General features: G+C 50.5%; 19 protein-coding genes. 10 read left to right on the top strand and 9 right to left on the bottom strand.

The annotated features are described in order from the left end of the window. Positions 1 to 31: 31 nt before the first annotated feature. Positions 32 to 637, bottom strand: a complete 606-nt coding sequence (locus H8B09_RS00600) for a TetR/AcrR family transcriptional regulator (RefSeq protein ID WP_191201558.1) — start codon at positions 635 to 637, stop codon at positions 32 to 34. Between the two features lie 289 nt (positions 638 to 926). Here H8B09_RS00600 and H8B09_RS00595 point away from each other — a divergent pair, with 289 nt between their 5' ends. Beyond that, a complete protein-coding gene (locus H8B09_RS00595) occupies positions 927 to 1,817 on the top strand; it encodes an ABC transporter ATP-binding protein (protein WP_191201557.1) in 891 nt (296 codons plus the stop codon). Further along, complete coding sequence (locus tag H8B09_RS00590) at positions 1,814 to 2,626, top strand: ABC transporter permease subunit (protein ID WP_191201556.1); 813 nt, start codon at positions 1,814 to 1,816, stop codon at positions 2,624 to 2,626. The genes H8B09_RS00595 and H8B09_RS00590 overlap by 4 nt, the downstream gene beginning before the upstream one ends. A gap of 253 nt (positions 2,627 to 2,879) precedes the next feature. Here the strand turns inward: H8B09_RS00590 and H8B09_RS00585 are convergent, their stop codons facing one another. The 3 genes from H8B09_RS00585 to H8B09_RS00575 all read right to left on the bottom strand — a co-directional run bounded on the left by H8B09_RS00585 (position 2,880) and on the right by H8B09_RS00575 (position 5,246). Next, positions 2,880 to 3,476: a hypothetical protein gene (locus tag H8B09_RS00585; RefSeq protein WP_224753182.1), complete on the bottom strand. Its 597-nt coding sequence runs from the start codon at positions 3,474 to 3,476 to the stop codon at positions 2,880 to 2,882. Positions 3,477 to 3,645: 169 nt separating this feature from the next. Next, positions 3,646 to 4,020, bottom strand: a complete 375-nt coding sequence (locus H8B09_RS00580; protein WP_191201554.1) for a VOC family protein — start codon at positions 4,018 to 4,020, stop codon at positions 3,646 to 3,648. Between the two features lie 506 nt (positions 4,021 to 4,526). Beyond that, positions 4,527 to 5,246, bottom strand: coding sequence for an RNA polymerase sigma factor (locus H8B09_RS00575; protein WP_224753181.1), 720 nt, complete (start codon positions 5,244 to 5,246; stop codon positions 4,527 to 4,529). A gap of 141 nt (positions 5,247 to 5,387) precedes the next feature. Here H8B09_RS00575 and H8B09_RS00570 point away from each other — a divergent pair, with 141 nt between their 5' ends. After that, the gene (locus tag H8B09_RS00570) at positions 5,388 to 5,945 is read left to right on the top strand and encodes a DUF2569 domain-containing protein (protein ID WP_191201553.1); all 558 of its coding nucleotides are present in this window, start codon (positions 5,388 to 5,390) and stop codon (positions 5,943 to 5,945) included. 119 nt (positions 5,946 to 6,064) lie between these two features. On the opposite strand, the gene H8B09_RS00565 is transcribed toward H8B09_RS00570, so the two are convergent. Further along, positions 6,065 to 7,873, bottom strand: coding sequence for a M3 family oligoendopeptidase (locus H8B09_RS00565; protein ID WP_191201552.1), 1,809 nt, complete (start codon positions 7,871 to 7,873; stop codon positions 6,065 to 6,067). 226 nt (positions 7,874 to 8,099) lie between these two features. Between H8B09_RS00565 and H8B09_RS00560 the strand changes: the two genes are divergently transcribed. From H8B09_RS00560 to H8B09_RS00540, 5 genes are read left to right on the top strand one after another with little or no spacing between them, the layout of a single operon-like run. Continuing rightward, positions 8,100 to 8,300: a YycC family protein gene (locus H8B09_RS00560; RefSeq protein WP_191201551.1), complete on the top strand. Its 201-nt coding sequence runs from the start codon at positions 8,100 to 8,102 to the stop codon at positions 8,298 to 8,300. After that, entirely contained in the window at positions 8,297 to 8,527 is a 231-nt protein-coding gene (locus tag H8B09_RS00555; RefSeq protein WP_191201550.1) for a hypothetical protein, read from the top strand. The genes H8B09_RS00560 and H8B09_RS00555 overlap by 4 nt, the downstream gene beginning before the upstream one ends. Positions 8,528 to 8,550: 23 nt before the next feature. Next, a complete protein-coding gene (locus H8B09_RS00550; protein WP_191201549.1) occupies positions 8,551 to 9,555 on the top strand; it encodes an extracellular solute-binding protein in 1,005 nt (334 codons plus the stop codon). Beyond that, positions 9,548 to 10,162, top strand: coding sequence for a carbohydrate ABC transporter permease (locus tag H8B09_RS00545; RefSeq protein WP_224753180.1), 615 nt, complete (start codon positions 9,548 to 9,550; stop codon positions 10,160 to 10,162). Before H8B09_RS00550 ends, H8B09_RS00545 begins: the two co-directional genes overlap by 8 nt. Further along, a complete protein-coding gene (locus H8B09_RS00540; RefSeq protein ID WP_191201547.1) occupies positions 10,144 to 10,395 on the top strand; it encodes a hypothetical protein in 252 nt (83 codons plus the stop codon). The genes H8B09_RS00545 and H8B09_RS00540 overlap by 19 nt, the downstream gene beginning before the upstream one ends. 435 nt (positions 10,396 to 10,830) lie before the next feature. Here H8B09_RS00540 and H8B09_RS00535 read toward each other — a convergent pair whose 3' ends face one another. Together H8B09_RS00535 and H8B09_RS00530 are read right to left on the bottom strand one after the other, a co-directional pair. Further along, positions 10,831 to 11,514 (bottom strand): DUF2225 domain-containing protein, encoded by a 684-nt coding sequence (locus H8B09_RS00535; RefSeq protein ID WP_191201546.1) that lies wholly within the window; start codon positions 11,512 to 11,514, stop codon positions 10,831 to 10,833. A 21-nt stretch (positions 11,515 to 11,535) separates the two neighbouring features. Then, positions 11,536 to 11,916 carry a globin domain-containing protein gene (locus H8B09_RS00530; RefSeq protein ID WP_191201545.1) on the bottom strand — a complete coding sequence of 127 codons (381 nt, stop codon included), beginning with the start codon at positions 11,914 to 11,916 and terminating at the stop codon, positions 11,536 to 11,538. Positions 11,917 to 12,442: 526 nt separating this feature from the next. On the opposite strand from H8B09_RS00530, the gene spoVV reads away from it, so the two are divergent. Continuing rightward, positions 12,443 to 13,501, top strand: a complete 1,059-nt coding sequence (spoVV, locus tag H8B09_RS00525; RefSeq protein ID WP_191201544.1) for a dipicolinic acid transporter SpoVV — start codon at positions 12,443 to 12,445, stop codon at positions 13,499 to 13,501. A gap of 82 nt (positions 13,502 to 13,583) precedes the next feature. Next, complete coding sequence (locus H8B09_RS00520) at positions 13,584 to 14,381, top strand: NAD kinase (RefSeq protein WP_191202727.1); 798 nt, start codon at positions 13,584 to 13,586, stop codon at positions 14,379 to 14,381. Positions 14,382 to 14,874: 493 nt separating this feature from the next. Here H8B09_RS00520 and H8B09_RS00515 read toward each other — a convergent pair whose 3' ends face one another. After that, positions 14,875 to 15,966: a YutD family protein gene (locus H8B09_RS00515; protein ID WP_318152503.1), complete on the bottom strand. Its 1,092-nt coding sequence runs from the start codon at positions 15,964 to 15,966 to the stop codon at positions 14,875 to 14,877. Positions 15,967 to 15,994: 28 nt separating this feature from the next. Further along, positions 15,995 to 16,885 (bottom strand): lipoyl synthase, encoded by an 891-nt coding sequence (gene lipA, locus H8B09_RS00510; protein WP_191201543.1) that lies wholly within the window; start codon positions 16,883 to 16,885, stop codon positions 15,995 to 15,997. Positions 16,886 to 17,004: the final 119 nt, after the last annotated feature.

The raw sequence follows: 17,004 nt of genomic DNA, 5'->3' as shown, positions 1-17,004 counted from the left end.
ACTAATGAATTGTCTCGTATAATTGCTACGATCAGGATCGTCCAGGCTCCTCGCCGCGAATGCCGTAGAAGAACAGATTGATAATCTCCTCCATAAATTCGCCGCTTCTGCCGCTCTGGTGCGCTAACTCCAACAGTGTGTGCGACTGCTGCTTAAGCATGCCGATGTAAGCCATAATCGTCGAGGTCGACATCGACTCCGCTATCTCGCCCTTCTTCTTGCCCTCTTCAATAATGCGTACAAGCATCGGCGCCGCCTGCTCCCGGTACAGCACTTCGATGTAGCTGGCAAGCTCCGGATCGGAAGTGAGCATCTGCTGAAACATCGCCGGCGAATACGTCTCGAACGTCTCTTTATCCAACTTGATCGTGTATTGAACAATTTCCTTCAGCGTCGGATTGCCGTTCATAAACTGCTCGAATCGGGCATAATTCGAGTTCATGTACTTTCTGATCGATTCACGAACAAGCGCATCCTTATTGCCAAAATAGTTATAGATCGTGACCTGAGAAACATCCGCCGCCGCTGCAATATCTGCAATCCGAATATTCCGCGGTTCGCAGGTTCGGAGCATCTCCAATACCGTGTTCATGATCTTCTCTTTAATCGCAGACTTTCGTCTCTCGAATCCGTTCATTATGCCCTCCTATCTGCCTGATCTCGGAGGTTATGAAATACAAGCTTATCTATATTTCATAATCCATTGACTTCTTCAATTGCTAAAACTATCATATGTTATGAAATAAAACAATAAAATATTTCATATCTAGAACATTCTAGTGCATGTTAGAAAGTGCGTTTTCAGCACCAAGAAGGTTGGATCAAGCGGGGAATGAGGATCGGAGCGTAAGTGTTGTGCTACATGAGAACCGGAAGTCACTGCTTACTTTTTGAACTACATTACGGATGTGGGAGGCGGCAGGAGTATGCTAATCGTTGAGGGTCTGACGAAGCAGTTCGCCAGCGGACGAGGCATTGTAGACGTTTCGTTCACGGTGAAGCAAGGTGAAGTGTTCGGCTTTCTAGGACCGAACGGCGCAGGCAAATCAACGACGATTCGGCACATTATGGGCTTCATGAAGCCAGACCGCGGCCGCGCCACGATTAATGGCCTGGATTGCTGGAAGGAGCAAGGTGCTGTGCAGCGGATGGTCGGTTATCTGCCCGGTGAGATTGCCTTCATTGAAGGGATGACAGGCAGAAGCTTTCTCTCGTTTATAGCTGCCATGCAGCGGGGCGATTCATCCGACAAGCGAGCTCGATTAATCGAAAGGCTGCAGTTCGACGACACGACACCGATTCGCAAAATGTCCAAGGGCATGAAACAGAAGGTTGGCATCGTCGCCGCGTTCATGCACGATCCTGCCCTGGTCATTCTGGACGAGCCAACGTCCGGCCTTGATCCACTCATGCAGCAGACGTTCATCGATCTGGTGCTCGAGGAGAAAGCGAAAGGAACGACCTTCCTGATGTCCTATCACAGCTTCCCAGAGATCGAGCGGACTTGCGACCGCGCCGCGATCATCAAGGACGGCCGTATCGTCGCCGTCAACGACATTCATGAGCTTCAATCGCTGCAGCGCAAGCTTGTTGTCATCGTGTTCGAGCGTGCGGAGGATGCGGAGCATTTTGCTCAGAATGGTCAGATTCCAGTTGAGTCTCGCGATGATCGCTCGGTTACGGTTGCCGTACAGGGTAATTATAATGAACTGATTCAGGAAGCCTCGAAGTATCACATACGTTCCCTCGATATTACCGCCCAGAATCTCGAGCAGGTCTTCATGCATTACTATGATCGGAGGGATAACGCACGATGAATGCGCCGCTGTTCAAGCAAATGATGAGGACCAATATGAAAGGCATCAGCAACTATGCCTTCGGCTCGGCTTTCTATATTCTGCTTATGTTCTGGCTCTATCCCGGTATGGCCGCGAATACGGACGCGCTTAATGATCTGCTTAAATCGATGCCGGAAGGCGTCGTTAATGCGTTCAACATTCAAGGCGGCTTCGGCAGCATGGAGGCTTTTATCTCCGGCGAATATTACGGACTCATTCTTCCGATTCTTCTCTCAATCTTCTCGCTCATGGTTTCGATTGCGCTGCTGGCTAGACTAGTCGATCAGGGTTCGATGGCTTATCTGCTCTCCACGCCTACGACTCGACGACATGTCGCAACGACGCAGGCTGCTGTGGTGGCGGTCGGGCTGTTGATCATTATGTTGGTCACTACGGCGTCAGGATTTCTTGGCAACGCTTGGTTCATCGGCGACAAATTCGAGTTCGACGGCTCCCGCTTCATTCGGCTCAACCTTGTAGCATGGATGCTGTTCACGGCGGTAGGCGGCATCTCATTCCTTATCTCTGCGGTTATGAACGATGAGAAGAAGGCGCTTGGCACTTCGGGCACGATCGTATTCGGCATGTTCGGGCTTGATATGATCGCCAAGGTGAGCGACAGCGTCGAGTGGCTGAAGTATGTATCGATCTTCTCGCTGTACAGGCCGGGCGCGATTGCGGCGGGTGGCGGAGACCCGGTGGTGGCATCGGTCGTTCTGCTGCTAATTGGTCTGGCATGTTACGTCGGGGGCATTATTGCCTTCAGTCGGCGGGATTTGCCTTTGTGACGGACGACCTAATCGGAGGTCACTGCGTAAATGAATATTTCTTACGATCGCTGTTGTGTCCAGGTTGTTCTGATTACATAGGTTCAGAAAAGGAAACAACCCGGACACAAAGGCGAACGCTGACGCTTCTCCAGAAACATTCATTCACTTCGTTTATCGATTAGGGATCGCCGAACAAAGGCAAAAAATATATTAAACTTGGAACAGCAGAGGGTTTTGATTTCCCTCTGCTGTTCTGTGATTAGTTAGTTAATTACTTAAAAGCTCGGGGGGAGAAGGTGACGACCCATTTGCCGTTTTGATGTTCCAGCGTGAGAGATAACTCTTTGGAGAATGAAATAGCTTCTGTCGATTCATCATTTATGTAATCAAGGAGAGATACTTGAACGGGTTGGGAGATGTCTATCTCTTCGCCTTCAATGCCCAGGGCAGCATATAGGAGCAGTTCATTATCGCTAATATCTAATGAATCGTAGTCGATGCTGCTCAGAATTTCCTTGCGAACGGGATCGCCGTAGTCCAATAGAATCGGGAAGTTTTGTTTGGAGACGGATTTGGCCGCTTGGAATAAGGAGGCTTCCTTTTCTTGCAGGATGGATAGATGATCGACCACAGACAACGTCGAATTGACCGTTTCCTGAAGCTTCTCAATCTGCTCGTCCTTCTCCTTCAACTGCTGCTTCAAGGAAATTATTTCATTTTGCAAATCGGAGAGTTCTTCGCTAGGTTTGGCGCTAGGTGCTTCAATGTTGCTTGGTGCTGGTGCTGCGACAGGCTCTGATTGATCACAACCAACTAATACAGCAGTAAAGATAAATAGGATTACTATGATTCGTCCACATCTCTTCAAGGTAGACACCCCCGCCTTATCGGTTTATGACACTCTTAATTTCAAACGAGTTGAAAAAGACAAAGGTTTCATTTTTTACCAATTCACACATAAGATAACCCCATTAAAGATCACGATTCAAGTGGCCTTCTCATGGGGCTTTCGCTGTAGTGTGATCTCACACTACTTACTAATTCACCACGCCATACAGATTGCCGTCAGGGTCGATTAGCGAGAAACCCTGAATGCCGTCGTGATCATGAATATCTCCGACGTTAGCCCCCTTCTCCTGAAGTAAACGATGAACCCCCTGTACATCCTTCGTGTGGAAGATGTAATATTGGCCGACTCCGTAATCATTGCGCGAGAATCTTGGTTGCTTGATGTCATAGGCTTGCACGAGGCAGAACGTAATCTTCTCATCGTTCATCATCATAACAGCGGCTTTGGGCTCATCGTAGAACGTCACTTCAAACCCGAGCATTGTCGTGTACCATTCGGTAGAACGCTTCAAATCGCTGACCGGGACGCAAATCCCGACGCCGTAGAACGGTGTTTTCCCCATCACGATGTACCTCTCTTATCCGCTAGTTGGGTTAAGCCTCTAATGAACGACGCAGCGTTCTATTAGATACGCTAAGTCCTGCCCGAAGTGCAAAAAGAAGTTTGTACGAAAAATCGTACAAACTGGCAGGCATGTGTCTTCTATTGCGATGACTTTGTATGAAAAATCGTACAAATAGGCTGGCATTAGTCCTCTATTGCTATGATTTGTACGAAAAATCGTACAAGCAGGCAAGCATGTGTCTTCTATTGCGGTGCTTTGTACGAAATATCGTACAAACTGGCAAGCATTGGTCTTCTATTGCGGTGATTTGTACGAAATATCGTACAAGCGGGCTAGTTTTGGTCTTCTTTGCGATGACTTTGTACGAAAAATCGTACAAGCTGGCGAGCATTGGTCTTCTATTGCGGTGATTTGTACGAAAAACCACTTAAACCATGTTCTGCATCTCATGGAGCTCCGAGCTCGAGGTGAGGTAGCACGAGTGTTAACTACCCAAAAATTCACTAAATTCCCGGTTCCGTAATCATAAACCGATTGCCATCGGGATCCTCCATATAGAAGGCAAGCCTGCCATTGACCGTCATTAGCTTGCTGATGATAATCTTCTGTTTAACGAGAGCAAGATAGGCGGTGCATATCGCCTTAGCGTCTCGCCGTTTGAAAGCATCTACGAGCTTGTCGAGGTCAAAGTGCCCGTGATGATCTGGTCCGCACAGGTCCTCCGGCCGGCTTATCGGCTCTTGTCCCGCTGCAGCCAACTGCGCCAGCTTCTTCAGTCTGACACGTGCCCGTCCAAGCGTCACCTGAATGGTGCCTTCTGCAGAACGCAGAAATTCAGCCGTCTCTCTGGCGGTGAAGGCGAACACATCCATCAGCAGCACAATAACCATCGCTCGCGGGGATAACCGATGCGCCAGCGTTTCAAGCAGTTCTCTTGCAGTCAGGCTGTCATCCGCCGCAGCATGTGAAGCTAACGCCTCATCTGATACATGGAGATGACGCTTATCGGATTTCAACTTGTCCTTCCAAGCATTGCTTGCAATTCGGTAGATATAAGCATTCGAGATTGTTCGTGACCTATTGCTCTCACATGCACGCACGATCCGAAGCAGCACTTCTTGCGCGAGATCTTCAGTCTCCCAACGATCAGCTGTAATGTTGAGGCAATACCGATAAGCCTGCTGTTTCAAACGCTCATAATCGAGAGGCATCTCCATCACCATTAAAAGAATTCTCCTTCGAGACATGTTTTTTATCAAAGTTTAATCTATAATTGGAAGGATTTTCTTATGTAAGATCGAATATCTATCATCGCCAAACCATAATATCCATATAATTCTATCTTAATGAAGGATGTGTCGGCAATGTCTAATCCAACGAATAACACAGACAATCAGCCTAGCTTCGGAGGATTCTCAGAGGTTAATGCCAATGAATCTGCCGTCTCTCGTCAGATTTCGGGCCTTGGCGGATGGCTCATACTTATCCAGATCGGCCTTATCTACTCCCTGCTGAGCGATATCATTCAGGTTATCGGCAATGGCATCTTCAATTCAACAACATGGGATAAGCTCACCGATTCGGCTTCAGCCTCCTACGATTCACTATGGAAGCCAATTCTCATTACGCAGCTTGCTTTCTACTCTGTGTTCACCCTGTTTGTTCTGTTCACGCTCATCTCTTTCTATCGGAAGAAGCAGTATTTGCCGAAGCTGATGATCACGTACTATGCGGTTTCGTTCCTTTTCTCTGCCATCAACTTCATTCTTGTTATGCAAATCGATAATCTCGATACGGCAACTGACGTGCCGATCACCCAAACAAGTCTCGTTACCGGTCTCGTGATCAGCGCCATTATTTCGGGTCTCTGGATCGGCTATTTCATCCGTTCTAAGCGGGTTCGCAATACGTTCATCAACTAACACCTCTTCGCCAGCTCCAAAAGCACAGCAAAGCAAGGGCCGCTCTCGTTCGATACGAAAGCGGCCCTTGCTCGTCGTCGTTCATGTTATAGCATATGCAGCACTCTGCTGGTATGTCCCTACCGAGCAGCCGTCATGGACAAAAATTGTTCCACATCCTCTGTCGTCAACGCTACCGCATCACGCCAGAAGTCTGGCTGCTCCAGATCGACACCCAGATGTTTACGTGCAAGCTCCTCTACTGTCATCCGGCCCGTGTCACGCAGCAGTGCAACGTACCGGTCTGCGAATGCAGGACCTTCCTGCTGCGCACGCGCATAGATGCCACTGCTGAACAAGAAGCCAAACGTGTACGGGAAATTGTAGAACGGCACATCCGTCAGGTAAAAATGCAGCTTCGACGCCCAGAAGCTCGGATGTACCGCTCCAAGCTGATCCGAGAACGCCTCGCGCTGCGCGGTTTCCATCAGCTCAGACAACTCTTCTGCCGTAACAAGCCCCTCGCGGCGCTTGGCATAGAAACGCGTCTCGAACAGGAAGCGAGCATGAATGTTCATGAAGAATGCGACTGCACGCTGGATCTTATCCTCCAGCAGCGCCAGCTTCTCCTCTGCGTCATCCGTCAGCTTCACAGCAGCATCAGAGACGAGCATCTCCGCGAATGTCGATGCCGTCTCTGCAACGTTCATCGCATAGTCCTGTGCAAGCGGCGGCAGATCGTTCATCACATGCTGGTGATAAGCATGCCCCAGCTCATGCGCGAGCGTCGATACGTTCGATGCCGTACCGGAATACGTCATGAAGATACGTGTTTGCTCCGACTTCGGCAGCGAAGTGCAGAAGCCGCCTGGACGTTTGCCAGCACGATCCTCCGCCTCAATCCATCCATCGCGGAACGCCATCTGTGCGAAGTCCGCCATCTCCGGACTGAATTGACGGAAACGCTCAACAATGAAGTCTGCTGCCTCATCATATGGAACGGTCTTCGTCGCGCTGCCGATCGGCGCTTCAACGTCGTGCCAATCCAGCTTCTCGATGCCGAGCAGCTCTGCCTTGCGCTTCAAGTAACGAACCAGTTGCGGTTTGCCTTCTTCAACGGCAGTCCACATGGCGTTCAGTGTCGCTTCGGTCATCCGGTTGATCGCCAGCGGCTCCTTCAGCACATTCGACCAGCCGCGGCGTTCATACAGCTTCAGACGGAAGCCCGAGAGTCGATTGAGCGAATCCGCTGTCAGCTCGCCTAGATCGGTCCATTCGCGTTCCCATTCAGCCATCGCCGTCTCACGAACGACACGATCGCCAGCGGAGAGACGGTTATGCATTTGTCCCGCAGACAAAATACGCTCAGAACCGTCCTGCTCCTTCACGATGAACTTCGCCCTCGAAACGATTGTATTGTACAGTTCGCCCCAACCATGATAACCGTCAACGGCCAGATCGCCGGCCAGCGCCTCAAGCTCCGGCGCCATCTTTTCTTTCGTTGCTTCACGGCGCTCCGCAAGTGCAAAAGCCGCGCTTCCTGCAGGACCCTCGGTCAACCATGTCGTCCACACGTCATCCGCTACCGCTGCGATTCTCGCATCGAATTTCGTAAGTGCGCCAAGCATGCGGGCGGCGATTGTTTTAACCCGATCGTTGAGGCCATTCGCAGCCCCGTCCTTCATGTTCTGCGCCATGAGACAAGCAACGAACGAATCCGATTCTCGCAGCCGAAGCGTAATGGATTGAATCGCCTCCGTCCATGCCGTTAACAGCGCTTGAGTCTGGAACGCATCCTGCTCACCGCTCGTCTCCGCTTCGTTAAGCGACTTGGTTAACGCCTCAATGTCCCGCTCCATCCCAGCCAGCTCTTCTTTGAAAGCCTTGGAACTGGAGCCTCCCGGATAGATGGTTTCAAGCTCCCATGTCATTGGATATGTATGACTCATTCTCTATTCCACCTCTCGCCACAAGTATTCTAGTTTGCGCTATTGCAGTATGCAGTGTATAACTTTATTATATCCGATGTGCCGTGCGCTCTGCACATTCGCAATCATGGGTTAAAAACGAAGCAAATTACTTTAAAGCGGATGCTTACGATGCAAGCAATTTGCTCACAAGCAGCAGTATCGAAGATGATAGTTTTAGCAAATTACTTTTAGGAGGTATTCTCATATGTCTCGACCTTTACAGATTTCTGCAGAAACGGCGATTAAGCTGTCTGAACAACTCAAGGTGCCCGTCGAGCATCTCATGCATATGCCCCGTCATATTCTGCTGCAAAAGATGGCCGAGCTGGCCAATACACCAGCTCCAGCCCAGACTGAAACACCATCGCAATCCGGCCAATCTACTGAGGAGCCGAAAGCGGAATGATTCCGTTCGATCGCACATGGCCATATGACATCATTCGCGGCGATGTTTATGTATCGGATTGCCCGTTCTGCGATGCGAGCAATGTATTAGTGCCATTAAAGCCGTCCGAGATGCCGGATATCCGAGACGGCAAGAAGAAGCTGCTCGTCTTCCCCTGCTGCCATGGCAGGGTGACTGTTCTGAACGTCGATGGCGATTATCTGCTGACCGACACCAAGCTTCGATAGAACAGCCAAACCAATAATGACCCTTGTACCCCTCCAACATTAGCGGAGCGGATGCATGGGTCATTTTTCATATCAACCGGAACATTCAGCGTGCGTATACATACCGCGAGCTGCTTGGTTCAGAGAAAGATACCAGGCTTGCAGCAATCAAAGAGCAGGATAAACAAAAAACGCTCATCAAACTCATCGTTCCTTATCAATCTGCAGAGTTCGCAAGCATCATTACAAAATATGAACAAGACAATCCGCAAATAAAAATTAGCGTCTCCTACTTCCGCAAGAATGTAGAGGAGTTTAATCCAACCGACTATAGCAGCTACGTCAGCGCTTCAATCCTTTCTGGCGAGCAATCGTGGGACATTCTGTCTACGCAATATCTTCCGTATCGAACACTAGCAGAGAGGGAAGCCTTAGCGAGTCTTGATTCCATCTCGGATGCGTTATGGCATTCCGTTGAGGATCAATACCTGCCTAATATTCTCGAGGCCAGCTCAATTGACGGCAATCATTACATTCTTCCAACAAAGATCAGTATGAATGTTGTCATAGCCAATCGGAAAGCTGCTGAATCACTCCATCCATCAACGTACAGCTGGAATGACCTCATCGATGCTTCCAAGTCGTTCCGCTATGCATCGAATCAGAAGCCGTGGTGGTTTCAATCATCAGGTTTTAACTTCAATTCGGTATTTGAACCCGTCTTCAGTTCTTTGGAACCGTCTCTTCGAACCGAAGCTGCCAACAAGAATAAAATCATGTACTTGGCTAAGTATGCCGAACAGGACAATATCATGTTCAAGGACACCTACACTAAACTAGAGCAGCAGGACGATATGACGGAATCGAAGAAGCAAGTCATTCAATCCTTGCGATCAATTGTCGAGCAATTAAATAGCGTCTACTACTTCGGTTCCAATATTATCGATGCACTTTACGATACAACGAAACAATATATTGAGGGGATGACTGATGAGCAGGCCGCTGTTCAGACGATCCTGGATAAGCTGTGGCTCTATGAGAATGAATAGTCGAACAAGAAACAACTTAACAGGACTATTGCTGCTAGCTCCGCACCTAGCGGGGCTTTCCCTATTCTTCCTCATCCCCTTCCTATGGGTGCTGGGCAGAAGCCTTAACGGCTCTCAAGGAATCGGAATAACCAACTATCTTAAATTATGGTCCAATGAGGCGTTCCTATTAGCGGTCAAGAATACGATTGTGCTTACCGGCATTACGGTACCTGTGCTGCTTATTGTCTCCTTGTCAGTGGCGCTATTAGCGAAACGATATTTGAGATCCGGCCATTATGTGCTGCATACCTTTGTACTGAATTACGCAATCCCGACAGCTTCTATTGCTTACATCTGGTCACTCCTTTACGGTAACCACGGCTGGGTGAATGAAGGCTTGTCCTACCTTCACCTATCGTCGCCAATCAATTGGCTGGATGGACGGGCGCTCTACATTCCGATCGTAAGTTTATTTATTTTCAAATACACAGCTTATCCCGCTATTATCCTATACGGAGGACTCAGCTCGCTCCCTCCATCGATATTTGAAGCCGCGTCGGTGGATGCGCTACGAGCATTCAACGGTTCCGCTATATTACGCTGCCGATGCTCATTCCCGAGCTGATATTCGCGGCGATGCTTGGCTTCTTCTTCAACTTCAAAATTTATAAAGAGGCCTATGCATTATTCGGCTCGTATCCTCCCAAGTCGGTATATATCGTCCAGCATTATATGAGCAATCATTTCTACAAAATGAACATGGATCAGCTATCGACTGCCGCATCCATTATGACTGTTGCACTATCCTTGATAATCATCGCGATGATTCGTATGAATCGCAAAGTGTTCTTCCCATAACATCGTCAACGCTGACAAGGAGACGCCTCCTGCCAAGCTTCGAGTGGTACAGGAACCCTCTCTCTCCCTAACGGATGATCAGCTTGTGATGGTCTCTACCGCTGCGAAGCATATGAGCAGTGATTAGAACAAGGTGTCTGTAGTGGACTGGCGGTATGGTCTGAGTCCGGGCTGGCGGTTGTGATGCTGTTTATTTTGTTCAAAATCAATCATTTCGAGCTCTAACAGTTGCTATTGTGCTTATGTGATCATTTTTCAAATGAAAATGTGCCCCGGAACTGCAATAACCCCGGATGCAATCGTTAAGGAAGCAATTGCTTTGAATTCCGCATCAATAGCCACTGTGAGAACCGTTAGATTTACATTCAACGACAAAGGACCTCAGTCTCCACTGCAAGTGGGTACTGAGGTCCTTCTATATAGTGCGTGCATCGATTAAGCAGTCTCGTTCGCCACCATAGAGCCTTGTTCGGAACGAATAAGCTGCCATTGATCACGGCACGCTTTAATCATCGCCGAATCCACGATCCGTTTGTCGTTAACGACACGAGAGAACCAGCGGACGGCATCATTCGCGTTCCCCGTCCGGCGATTCAATTCGCCAATCAGATACATCAATCTTGCATCATTGAGCGAAGCGCCTACCGTCTCATAGACGCGAATATACGCATCAAGCGCAAAACGCATGAAGCGGATCTCCTGCTCTTCGTTCTTCAATTCACGGTACAGCCATGCTATATGATGCAGAATAGATGCCGTGACCCTTGCCGATTCATCGATAATCTGCGCGCACAGCAGCGCCAGCTTGTACGTCTCGAGAGCTTGTCCGCAGGTCCGTTCTCCGCTGTAATCGCGCTTGCGCCACTGCTTCCCTATCTGCTCCCAATAATTCGAGCGTTGTTTATCTGACAGCTTGCTTGTGCTGTTCTCCGTAGAGGCGAACCCACACTCCGGACATACACGTACGACATAATATTCAGGGTTAATTCCATCCTTGTAATAACCGCAAAAATCGGAGTCCGTCTTGTGCTGACGTTTGAAGCTTGGTCTTACGCGTGATGTTGTAAAATTCGTATCACAGCAAGAACAGCTCACCTTTGATAAATATAACGGCTCCATATGTCCCACGTCTCCTTGTCATCATTGTTCTGTATTAACAAAATGATGCGCAGGTCCGCTTAGCCTCTCCAGTACGACGTCTCTTAGTTCTTCCGGCAAGCCGACCTCCTCCAGCGCTTCGCGCATGCAACCAAGCCATGCCCCTGCATGCGCCACTGTAATCGGAAACGGCATATGCCGCGCTCGCATCATCGGATGCCCGTATTCATCGGAATACAGCTGCGGTCCCCCAAAGAATTGCGTTAGGAACAGCACCTGCTTCTCCATCACGGGGCGTATATCCTCCGGGAATAAAGGACTAAGTAACGGATCTTGCTGTACCTTCGGGTAGAAGGCTTCGACGACTCGCCGTACTCCGGCCGCTTCTCCAATCGCTTCATAAATCGTTATATAAGACTTCATCGTCATCCTCCGCTCAAAAGTTTAGTTCTTTTGAATCATTTCTATAAGACTATACATGAAAGTTTTGATCTGTAATCCATGATTGACAATTCATGTCTAAAGTCCCAGTTCCGCCTTGTGTCATGCCATAAACTAGACCGGACATTACTATTATTGCACATACAAAAAAATGCCCGCAAGCGCGGGCATCGGTCGGATAGGAGTTTAGGTCAGGTCAGCTTTCGTAATCTTCTTCCCCCGGAGCTAATAACGACTCACGAATGACATAAACGAAAGCGCATACAAGGATACCAGCAATTACACTCACCATTGAGCATCCCCTCCAAGCAATCCTGAATTAACTTCATTGTAGCACATCCTTTTGCGAATAGCATCCCATCTTGCAAGCGTTTTCGAAATAAATTTTTATAATTATCTGTCAATTTAAAAGTCATCTTTTTGCGCCTTTCCGCATATAGCTCAAGGAGGAGTTTGGACGGGCTGAATTGACTACCCTTCATGCAACCGGAAGGAGGACAACCCCTTTATGCTGCGAGCTTGGCTTCGGCCTGATGCTGCAATTGCCTGGGCAACCATAGGACTATGTCTGCTGCTTATTGCTTTCCCCGCAGAAGCGCTCCACTCATCCGCCCGCGGCTTAGCGGTCTGGTGGGAGGTGCTTTTTCCCGCGCTCTTCCCGTTCTTCGTACTCTCTGAGGTATTGCTCGGGTTCGGCATTGTCCACTTTCTCGGGACGCTGCTGGATCCGTTCATGCGGCCGCTGTTCCGTATTCCCGGATCGGGAGGTTTCGTCGTTGCGATGGGATATGTGTCTGGTTACCCAGTTGGCGCAAGACTCACTGCGAAGCTGCGCGAGCAAGAGCTCGTTACAAGAACCGAAGGCGAGCGGTTGGTCGCCTTCACGACGACTTCTGATCCGATCTTCCTAATCGGAGCCGTATCCATCGGTTTCTTCCACCGCGTTGACTTGGCACCGATCCTTGCCGTCGCTCATTACGGAAGCGGTCTGCTCGTTGGGTTGCTGATGCGGTATCACGGTAGGAAAGAACCGATGAGCGAGCCTACTGTTCAGGCTGAGCAACGCGGCAGCCGTCTTGTTCAAGCGCTTCAGGCGATGCATAAAGCGCGGCTTCAAGACGGCCGTCCGTTCGGCCGTCTGCTGCAGGATTCCGTTCAATCCGCCCTTCGTCTTATGATCGTCGTAGGCGGCTTAGTCGTTTTCTTCTCCACTACGATGGAGATGCTGCGACAGTCTGGCGCCATCCATGCGCTTACGGATCTGCTTCAGCTTCTGTTCGGACTCATTGGTCTGCCGAAGCCACTAACCGACGCCGTCGTATTCGGCTTATTCGAAGTAACGCTTGGCTCCCGTTCTGCAGGCACTGCAGGCGGTGTACTCATGCATCAAGCCGCTATAGCGGCTTGGGTGCTATCTTGGGCGGGCTTATCGGTTCATGCGCAGGTCGCGAGTATATTGAGCAGCACTGGACTTCGCTACAGACCATTCGTCATCGCAAGGCTCATTCACAGCCTGCTAGCTGCACTCCTAGTCTATGCGCTATGGGGAATGATTGGCCCTCGCTAAGCGGCGTGACGTTGTCAAGGCGGCCATTTTCAGCTATGATCTAAACAGTTAAGCTGAAGAGTGCGGAAGGAGCTGCTTTACCATTTTAAACTATACAGTATTAGATCGCGGGGACGAGCTGTCGCGCTCGCTCGCAGCCAAATTCCACGAGTTGGCAGCGAATCGAGGAATGATGCGCAACGACGAATCACCCAGCGTTATTATATCGATCGGCGGTGATGGTACGCTGCTGCAAGCCTTCCACACCTACTCCCATCGTGCCGATACCGTATCGTTCGTTGGCGTTCACACTGGACATCTTGGCTTCTACGCAGACTGGAAAGCCGATGAGCTCGAGGAGCTTGTGGAAGTCATGGCCGAGAAAGATCCTCGCATCGTCAGCTATCCGCTGGCACAGATTGAAGTGGAAACGTCCGAGGGCATTTCCTCTTACATCGCATTAAACGAATTTACGCTTAAAGGCGTAGACGGCACGCTAGTCGCTCAGATCAGCATCAACGATGAAACGTTCGAGACGTTCCGCGGCGACGGCATTGTCATATCTACCCCTTCAGGCAGTACCGCCTATAACAAAAGCTTAGGCGGCGCTATCGTGCACCCGTCCATTGAATCGCTGCAAATTGCGGAGATCGCTTCCATCAACAACCGCGTGTACCGTACGCTGGGCTCATCCGTGCTGCTGCCGAAGCATCATCACTGCGACATTCTGTCGAGCAAGAAGCAGCGCATTATGCTGGCGATTGATCATATTACGATTCTGCGCGACGATATCCGTTCGATTCGCTGCGCGGTTGCCAACCGCAAAGTTTCCTTCGCGCGTTACCGCCCGTTCACGTTCTGGAATCGTGTGCGTGAGGCATTTATTGGCTACGAAGTGTAATAATAAGGGGCTCCGCCCCTTTCACCCCGTTTAATACCAATTTTCTCTACCCACCCAAACCCTCAAGAGTTCTACCCACCCAAACCCTCCCTGCAAGGGAGGGCCCCATGGGTTTCCAACCCCTGGACCCCGGAAGGGGCGTGGGATCAACTTAAGCGCGATTGCATACTTGGGTGCTAGGAGTCGCGTGCCCGTTGGGCACAACTTCTGGTCGTGCGTGAAAGATTAAATTGGTTGGAGACAGAAGAAAGCGCTGCTGAGCATGCTGAGCAGCGCTTATTTTTGTTTGGAGCACACTCTCGACGGATAATAAGTTGAATCTACTTTTAGTAATGATTCTACCGAATTTAGTGCGTTTATCCGGTAATTATTGGATAGCGAGTCTTGATTATAAGCAATAAGTACATGTACACTTCGTTCAACCTACAATCAAAAAAAAGCTGTACGGTTGTCGGTTCTCCGACGTTCCGTACAGCTTCTTCGGTTATATGAGTTAGGCGTTCGGGTTGTGGCCGTCTCCGACTGTTGGTTTCGGACGTTGCGTCAGCGCTGCTTCGCTTGTCGCAGCAACCGTCTGCTCGCGCGGCGGGATTGGCAGCCGCTTCTGCCCTTTGCGGTGCTTGAAGCGCGCCTGCTGGCGCCCTTCCGCCGGCAAACCGTCTGCGCCTGGCAACTCGCTGTCGAAGCGCTGCTGGCCGCCGCGCTGCTCTTGGCCGCCTCTCGGCTGACCTCCGCGCTGCTGATCGCCACGCGGTCCGCTGCCACCGCTTCGAGGCTGCTGGCCACCGCCGCTGCGCGATTGACCACCACGCAGCTGCTCTTGGCCGCGGGCGGATTGCTCCTTCCCGCGGAATTCGCCACCGCTGCGCTCATTGCCACCGCGCTGCTGCTTACCGCCGCGTGGCTGCTCGCCGCCGCTTCGTTCGCTTCCGCGCGATTGGCCATTGTTCCCGCGTTGCTGCTCTTGGCCTCTGCGCTCGCCGCGCTGCTGGCCACGACGATCTCCGCCGCTGTCGAAGCCGAAATCATCGGCCTCTCTGCGCTCATTGCTCACACGCGCATCCTTGCGCTGCGCTGGCGAAGCACCCTTGCCGGAACGATTGCCGCCAGACTCCTGGCCGTTGCGATCCGTCCGTACAGGTGCTTCTTTACGAACCGGGTGCGGCTTCCGAATATGCTCGCGAAGCACGATCGGGTCACCGTTCTCATCAAGCGCCACGACCATGTCCTCTGCTCCGGACTCGGAGGAGGATGGCGGCGTCAGCAGCAGATCCGGCTCATTCATGTCTGCCAGTTCCTGTTCGCTCGTCTCATGGCGCTGAATGACAAAGTAAGCGCACCCGAAATTGCAGTACTCATTAATATAATCGACTAGTCCCGAAATAAAGCTGTCCTTACTGCCCTTCGGATGATTATCGCGGAAAAACCCCTTCAGTCGAAGCTGGTTATATCCCCAATCACCGATAATATAATCGTAACGCTCGAGCACATCGCTATAGCGATCACGAAATGCGGACGGATTCCAGCCGTTCTTATGGTCTACGATTAGTTCATAACGTTTGCCGCCGATAAGAATGGTCCCCACTCCTTCATGAAGGTCGACTCTCGAGTCTCTAAGTCGCAGCCGTCTTCTCGGCCGACTTCACTTGCTCATGCGCATGATACGAGCTGCGAACGAGCGGACCTGACTCGACATGGCTGAAGCCACGCTTCATCCCTTCGTCTTTTAGCTGCTTGAATTCATCAGGATGCACATAGCGCACAATGGCCAGATGGTTCGGCGATGGCTGCAGATATTGTCCTAATGTCAAAATGTTGCAATCGACTGCACGCAGATCGTCCATTGCCTCCAGTATTTCCTCAAATTGCTCGCCTACGCCAAGCATGATGCTTGACTTGGTCGGTATCGATGGCTGCATTTCCTTCGCCCGACGGAGCAATTCAATCGATCTTGCATATTTCGCTCTCGCCCGTACGCGATTAGACAGCCGTGAAACGGTCTCGATATTATGATTCAGAATATCCGGCTTCGCATCCATTACAATGCGGAGCGATTCCTCATTGCCGAGGAAGTCTGGAATAAGAACTTCCACGCTGCACAATGGCAGCCGGCGGCGAATGGCCTTGATCGTCTCTGCGAAGATCATCGCGCCGCCGTCTGCAAGATCGTCACGCGCTACGGATGTAACGACGCAGTGGCGCAGCCCCATTTGTTCCGCTGCCTCAGCTACCCGTTCTGGCTCAGCCAGATCAAGCTCTGTCGGCAAACCTGTCTTAACCGCGCAGAACCGGCACGCACGCGTGCAAATATCGCCTAGTATCATGAAAGTTGCCGTGCGATTCGCCCAGCATTCGTAGATGTTCGGACAACGTGCTTCCTCACATACAGAGTGAAGCGTCTTGGAACGCATCATATCTTTAATTTCGGCATAATTGCCGTCAGTCGCTAGTTTAATCTTTAGCCATTCCGGCTTCTTCTCTGGTGACTTGCTTTTCGTACTCATGCAGATTCCCTGCTTTCTTCGGTCTTCTCCGTTACATTATAGCACGTTTCGAATAAAATCCAATGATTTGCAAACGATAACGGCAAGAACGCCGGACCCTCTCCGGCACACGCATTTCA

The sequence above is a fragment of the Paenibacillus terricola genome (assembly GCF_014779765.1).
Lineage (GTDB): Bacteria > Bacillota > Bacilli > Paenibacillales > Paenibacillaceae > Paenibacillus_T > Paenibacillus_T terricola.
Note: the sequence above shows the minus strand (reverse complement) of the source record. Positions and strands in the feature narration are given on the sequence as shown.

What these genes read in the sequence shown, in the direction of transcription:
- H8B09_RS00530 (WP_191201545.1), bottom strand. Translation starts at nt 11,916, where the DNA reads ATGAAGTCTTATATAACGATTTATGAAGCGATTGGAGAAGCGGCCGGA.
- lipA (WP_191201543.1), bottom strand. Translation starts at nt 16,885, where the DNA reads ATGAGTACGAAAAGCAAGTCACCAGAGAAGAAGCCGGAATGGCTAAAG.
- H8B09_RS00590 (WP_191201556.1), top strand. Translation starts at nt 1,814, where the DNA reads ATGAATGCGCCGCTGTTCAAGCAAATGATGAGGACCAATATGAAAGGC.
- H8B09_RS00570 (WP_191201553.1), top strand. Translation starts at nt 5,388, where the DNA reads ATGTCTAATCCAACGAATAACACAGACAATCAGCCTAGCTTCGGAGGA.
- H8B09_RS00565 (WP_191201552.1), bottom strand. Translation starts at nt 7,873, where the DNA reads ATGAGTCATACATATCCAATGACATGGGAGCTTGAAACCATCTATCCG.
- H8B09_RS00575 (WP_224753181.1), bottom strand. Translation starts at nt 5,246, where the DNA reads ATGGTGATGGAGATGCCTCTCGATTATGAGCGTTTGAAACAGCAGGCT.
- H8B09_RS00555 (WP_191201550.1), top strand. Translation starts at nt 8,297, where the DNA reads ATGATTCCGTTCGATCGCACATGGCCATATGACATCATTCGCGGCGAT.
- H8B09_RS00600 (WP_191201558.1), bottom strand. Translation starts at nt 637, where the DNA reads ATGAACGGATTCGAGAGACGAAAGTCTGCGATTAAAGAGAAGATCATG.
- H8B09_RS00580 (WP_191201554.1), bottom strand. Translation starts at nt 4,020, where the DNA reads ATGGGGAAAACACCGTTCTACGGCGTCGGGATTTGCGTCCCGGTCAGC.
- H8B09_RS00595 (WP_191201557.1), top strand. Translation starts at nt 927, where the DNA reads ATGCTAATCGTTGAGGGTCTGACGAAGCAGTTCGCCAGCGGACGAGGC.
- spoVV (WP_191201544.1), top strand. Translation starts at nt 12,443, where the DNA reads ATGCTGCGAGCTTGGCTTCGGCCTGATGCTGCAATTGCCTGGGCAACC.
- H8B09_RS00560 (WP_191201551.1), top strand. Translation starts at nt 8,100, where the DNA reads ATGTCTCGACCTTTACAGATTTCTGCAGAAACGGCGATTAAGCTGTCT.
- H8B09_RS00545 (WP_224753180.1), top strand. Translation starts at nt 9,548, where the DNA reads ATGAATAGTCGAACAAGAAACAACTTAACAGGACTATTGCTGCTAGCT.
- H8B09_RS00535 (WP_191201546.1), bottom strand. Translation starts at nt 11,514, where the DNA reads ATGGAGCCGTTATATTTATCAAAGGTGAGCTGTTCTTGCTGTGATACG.
- H8B09_RS00540 (WP_191201547.1), top strand. Translation starts at nt 10,144, where the DNA reads ATGCTCATTCCCGAGCTGATATTCGCGGCGATGCTTGGCTTCTTCTTC.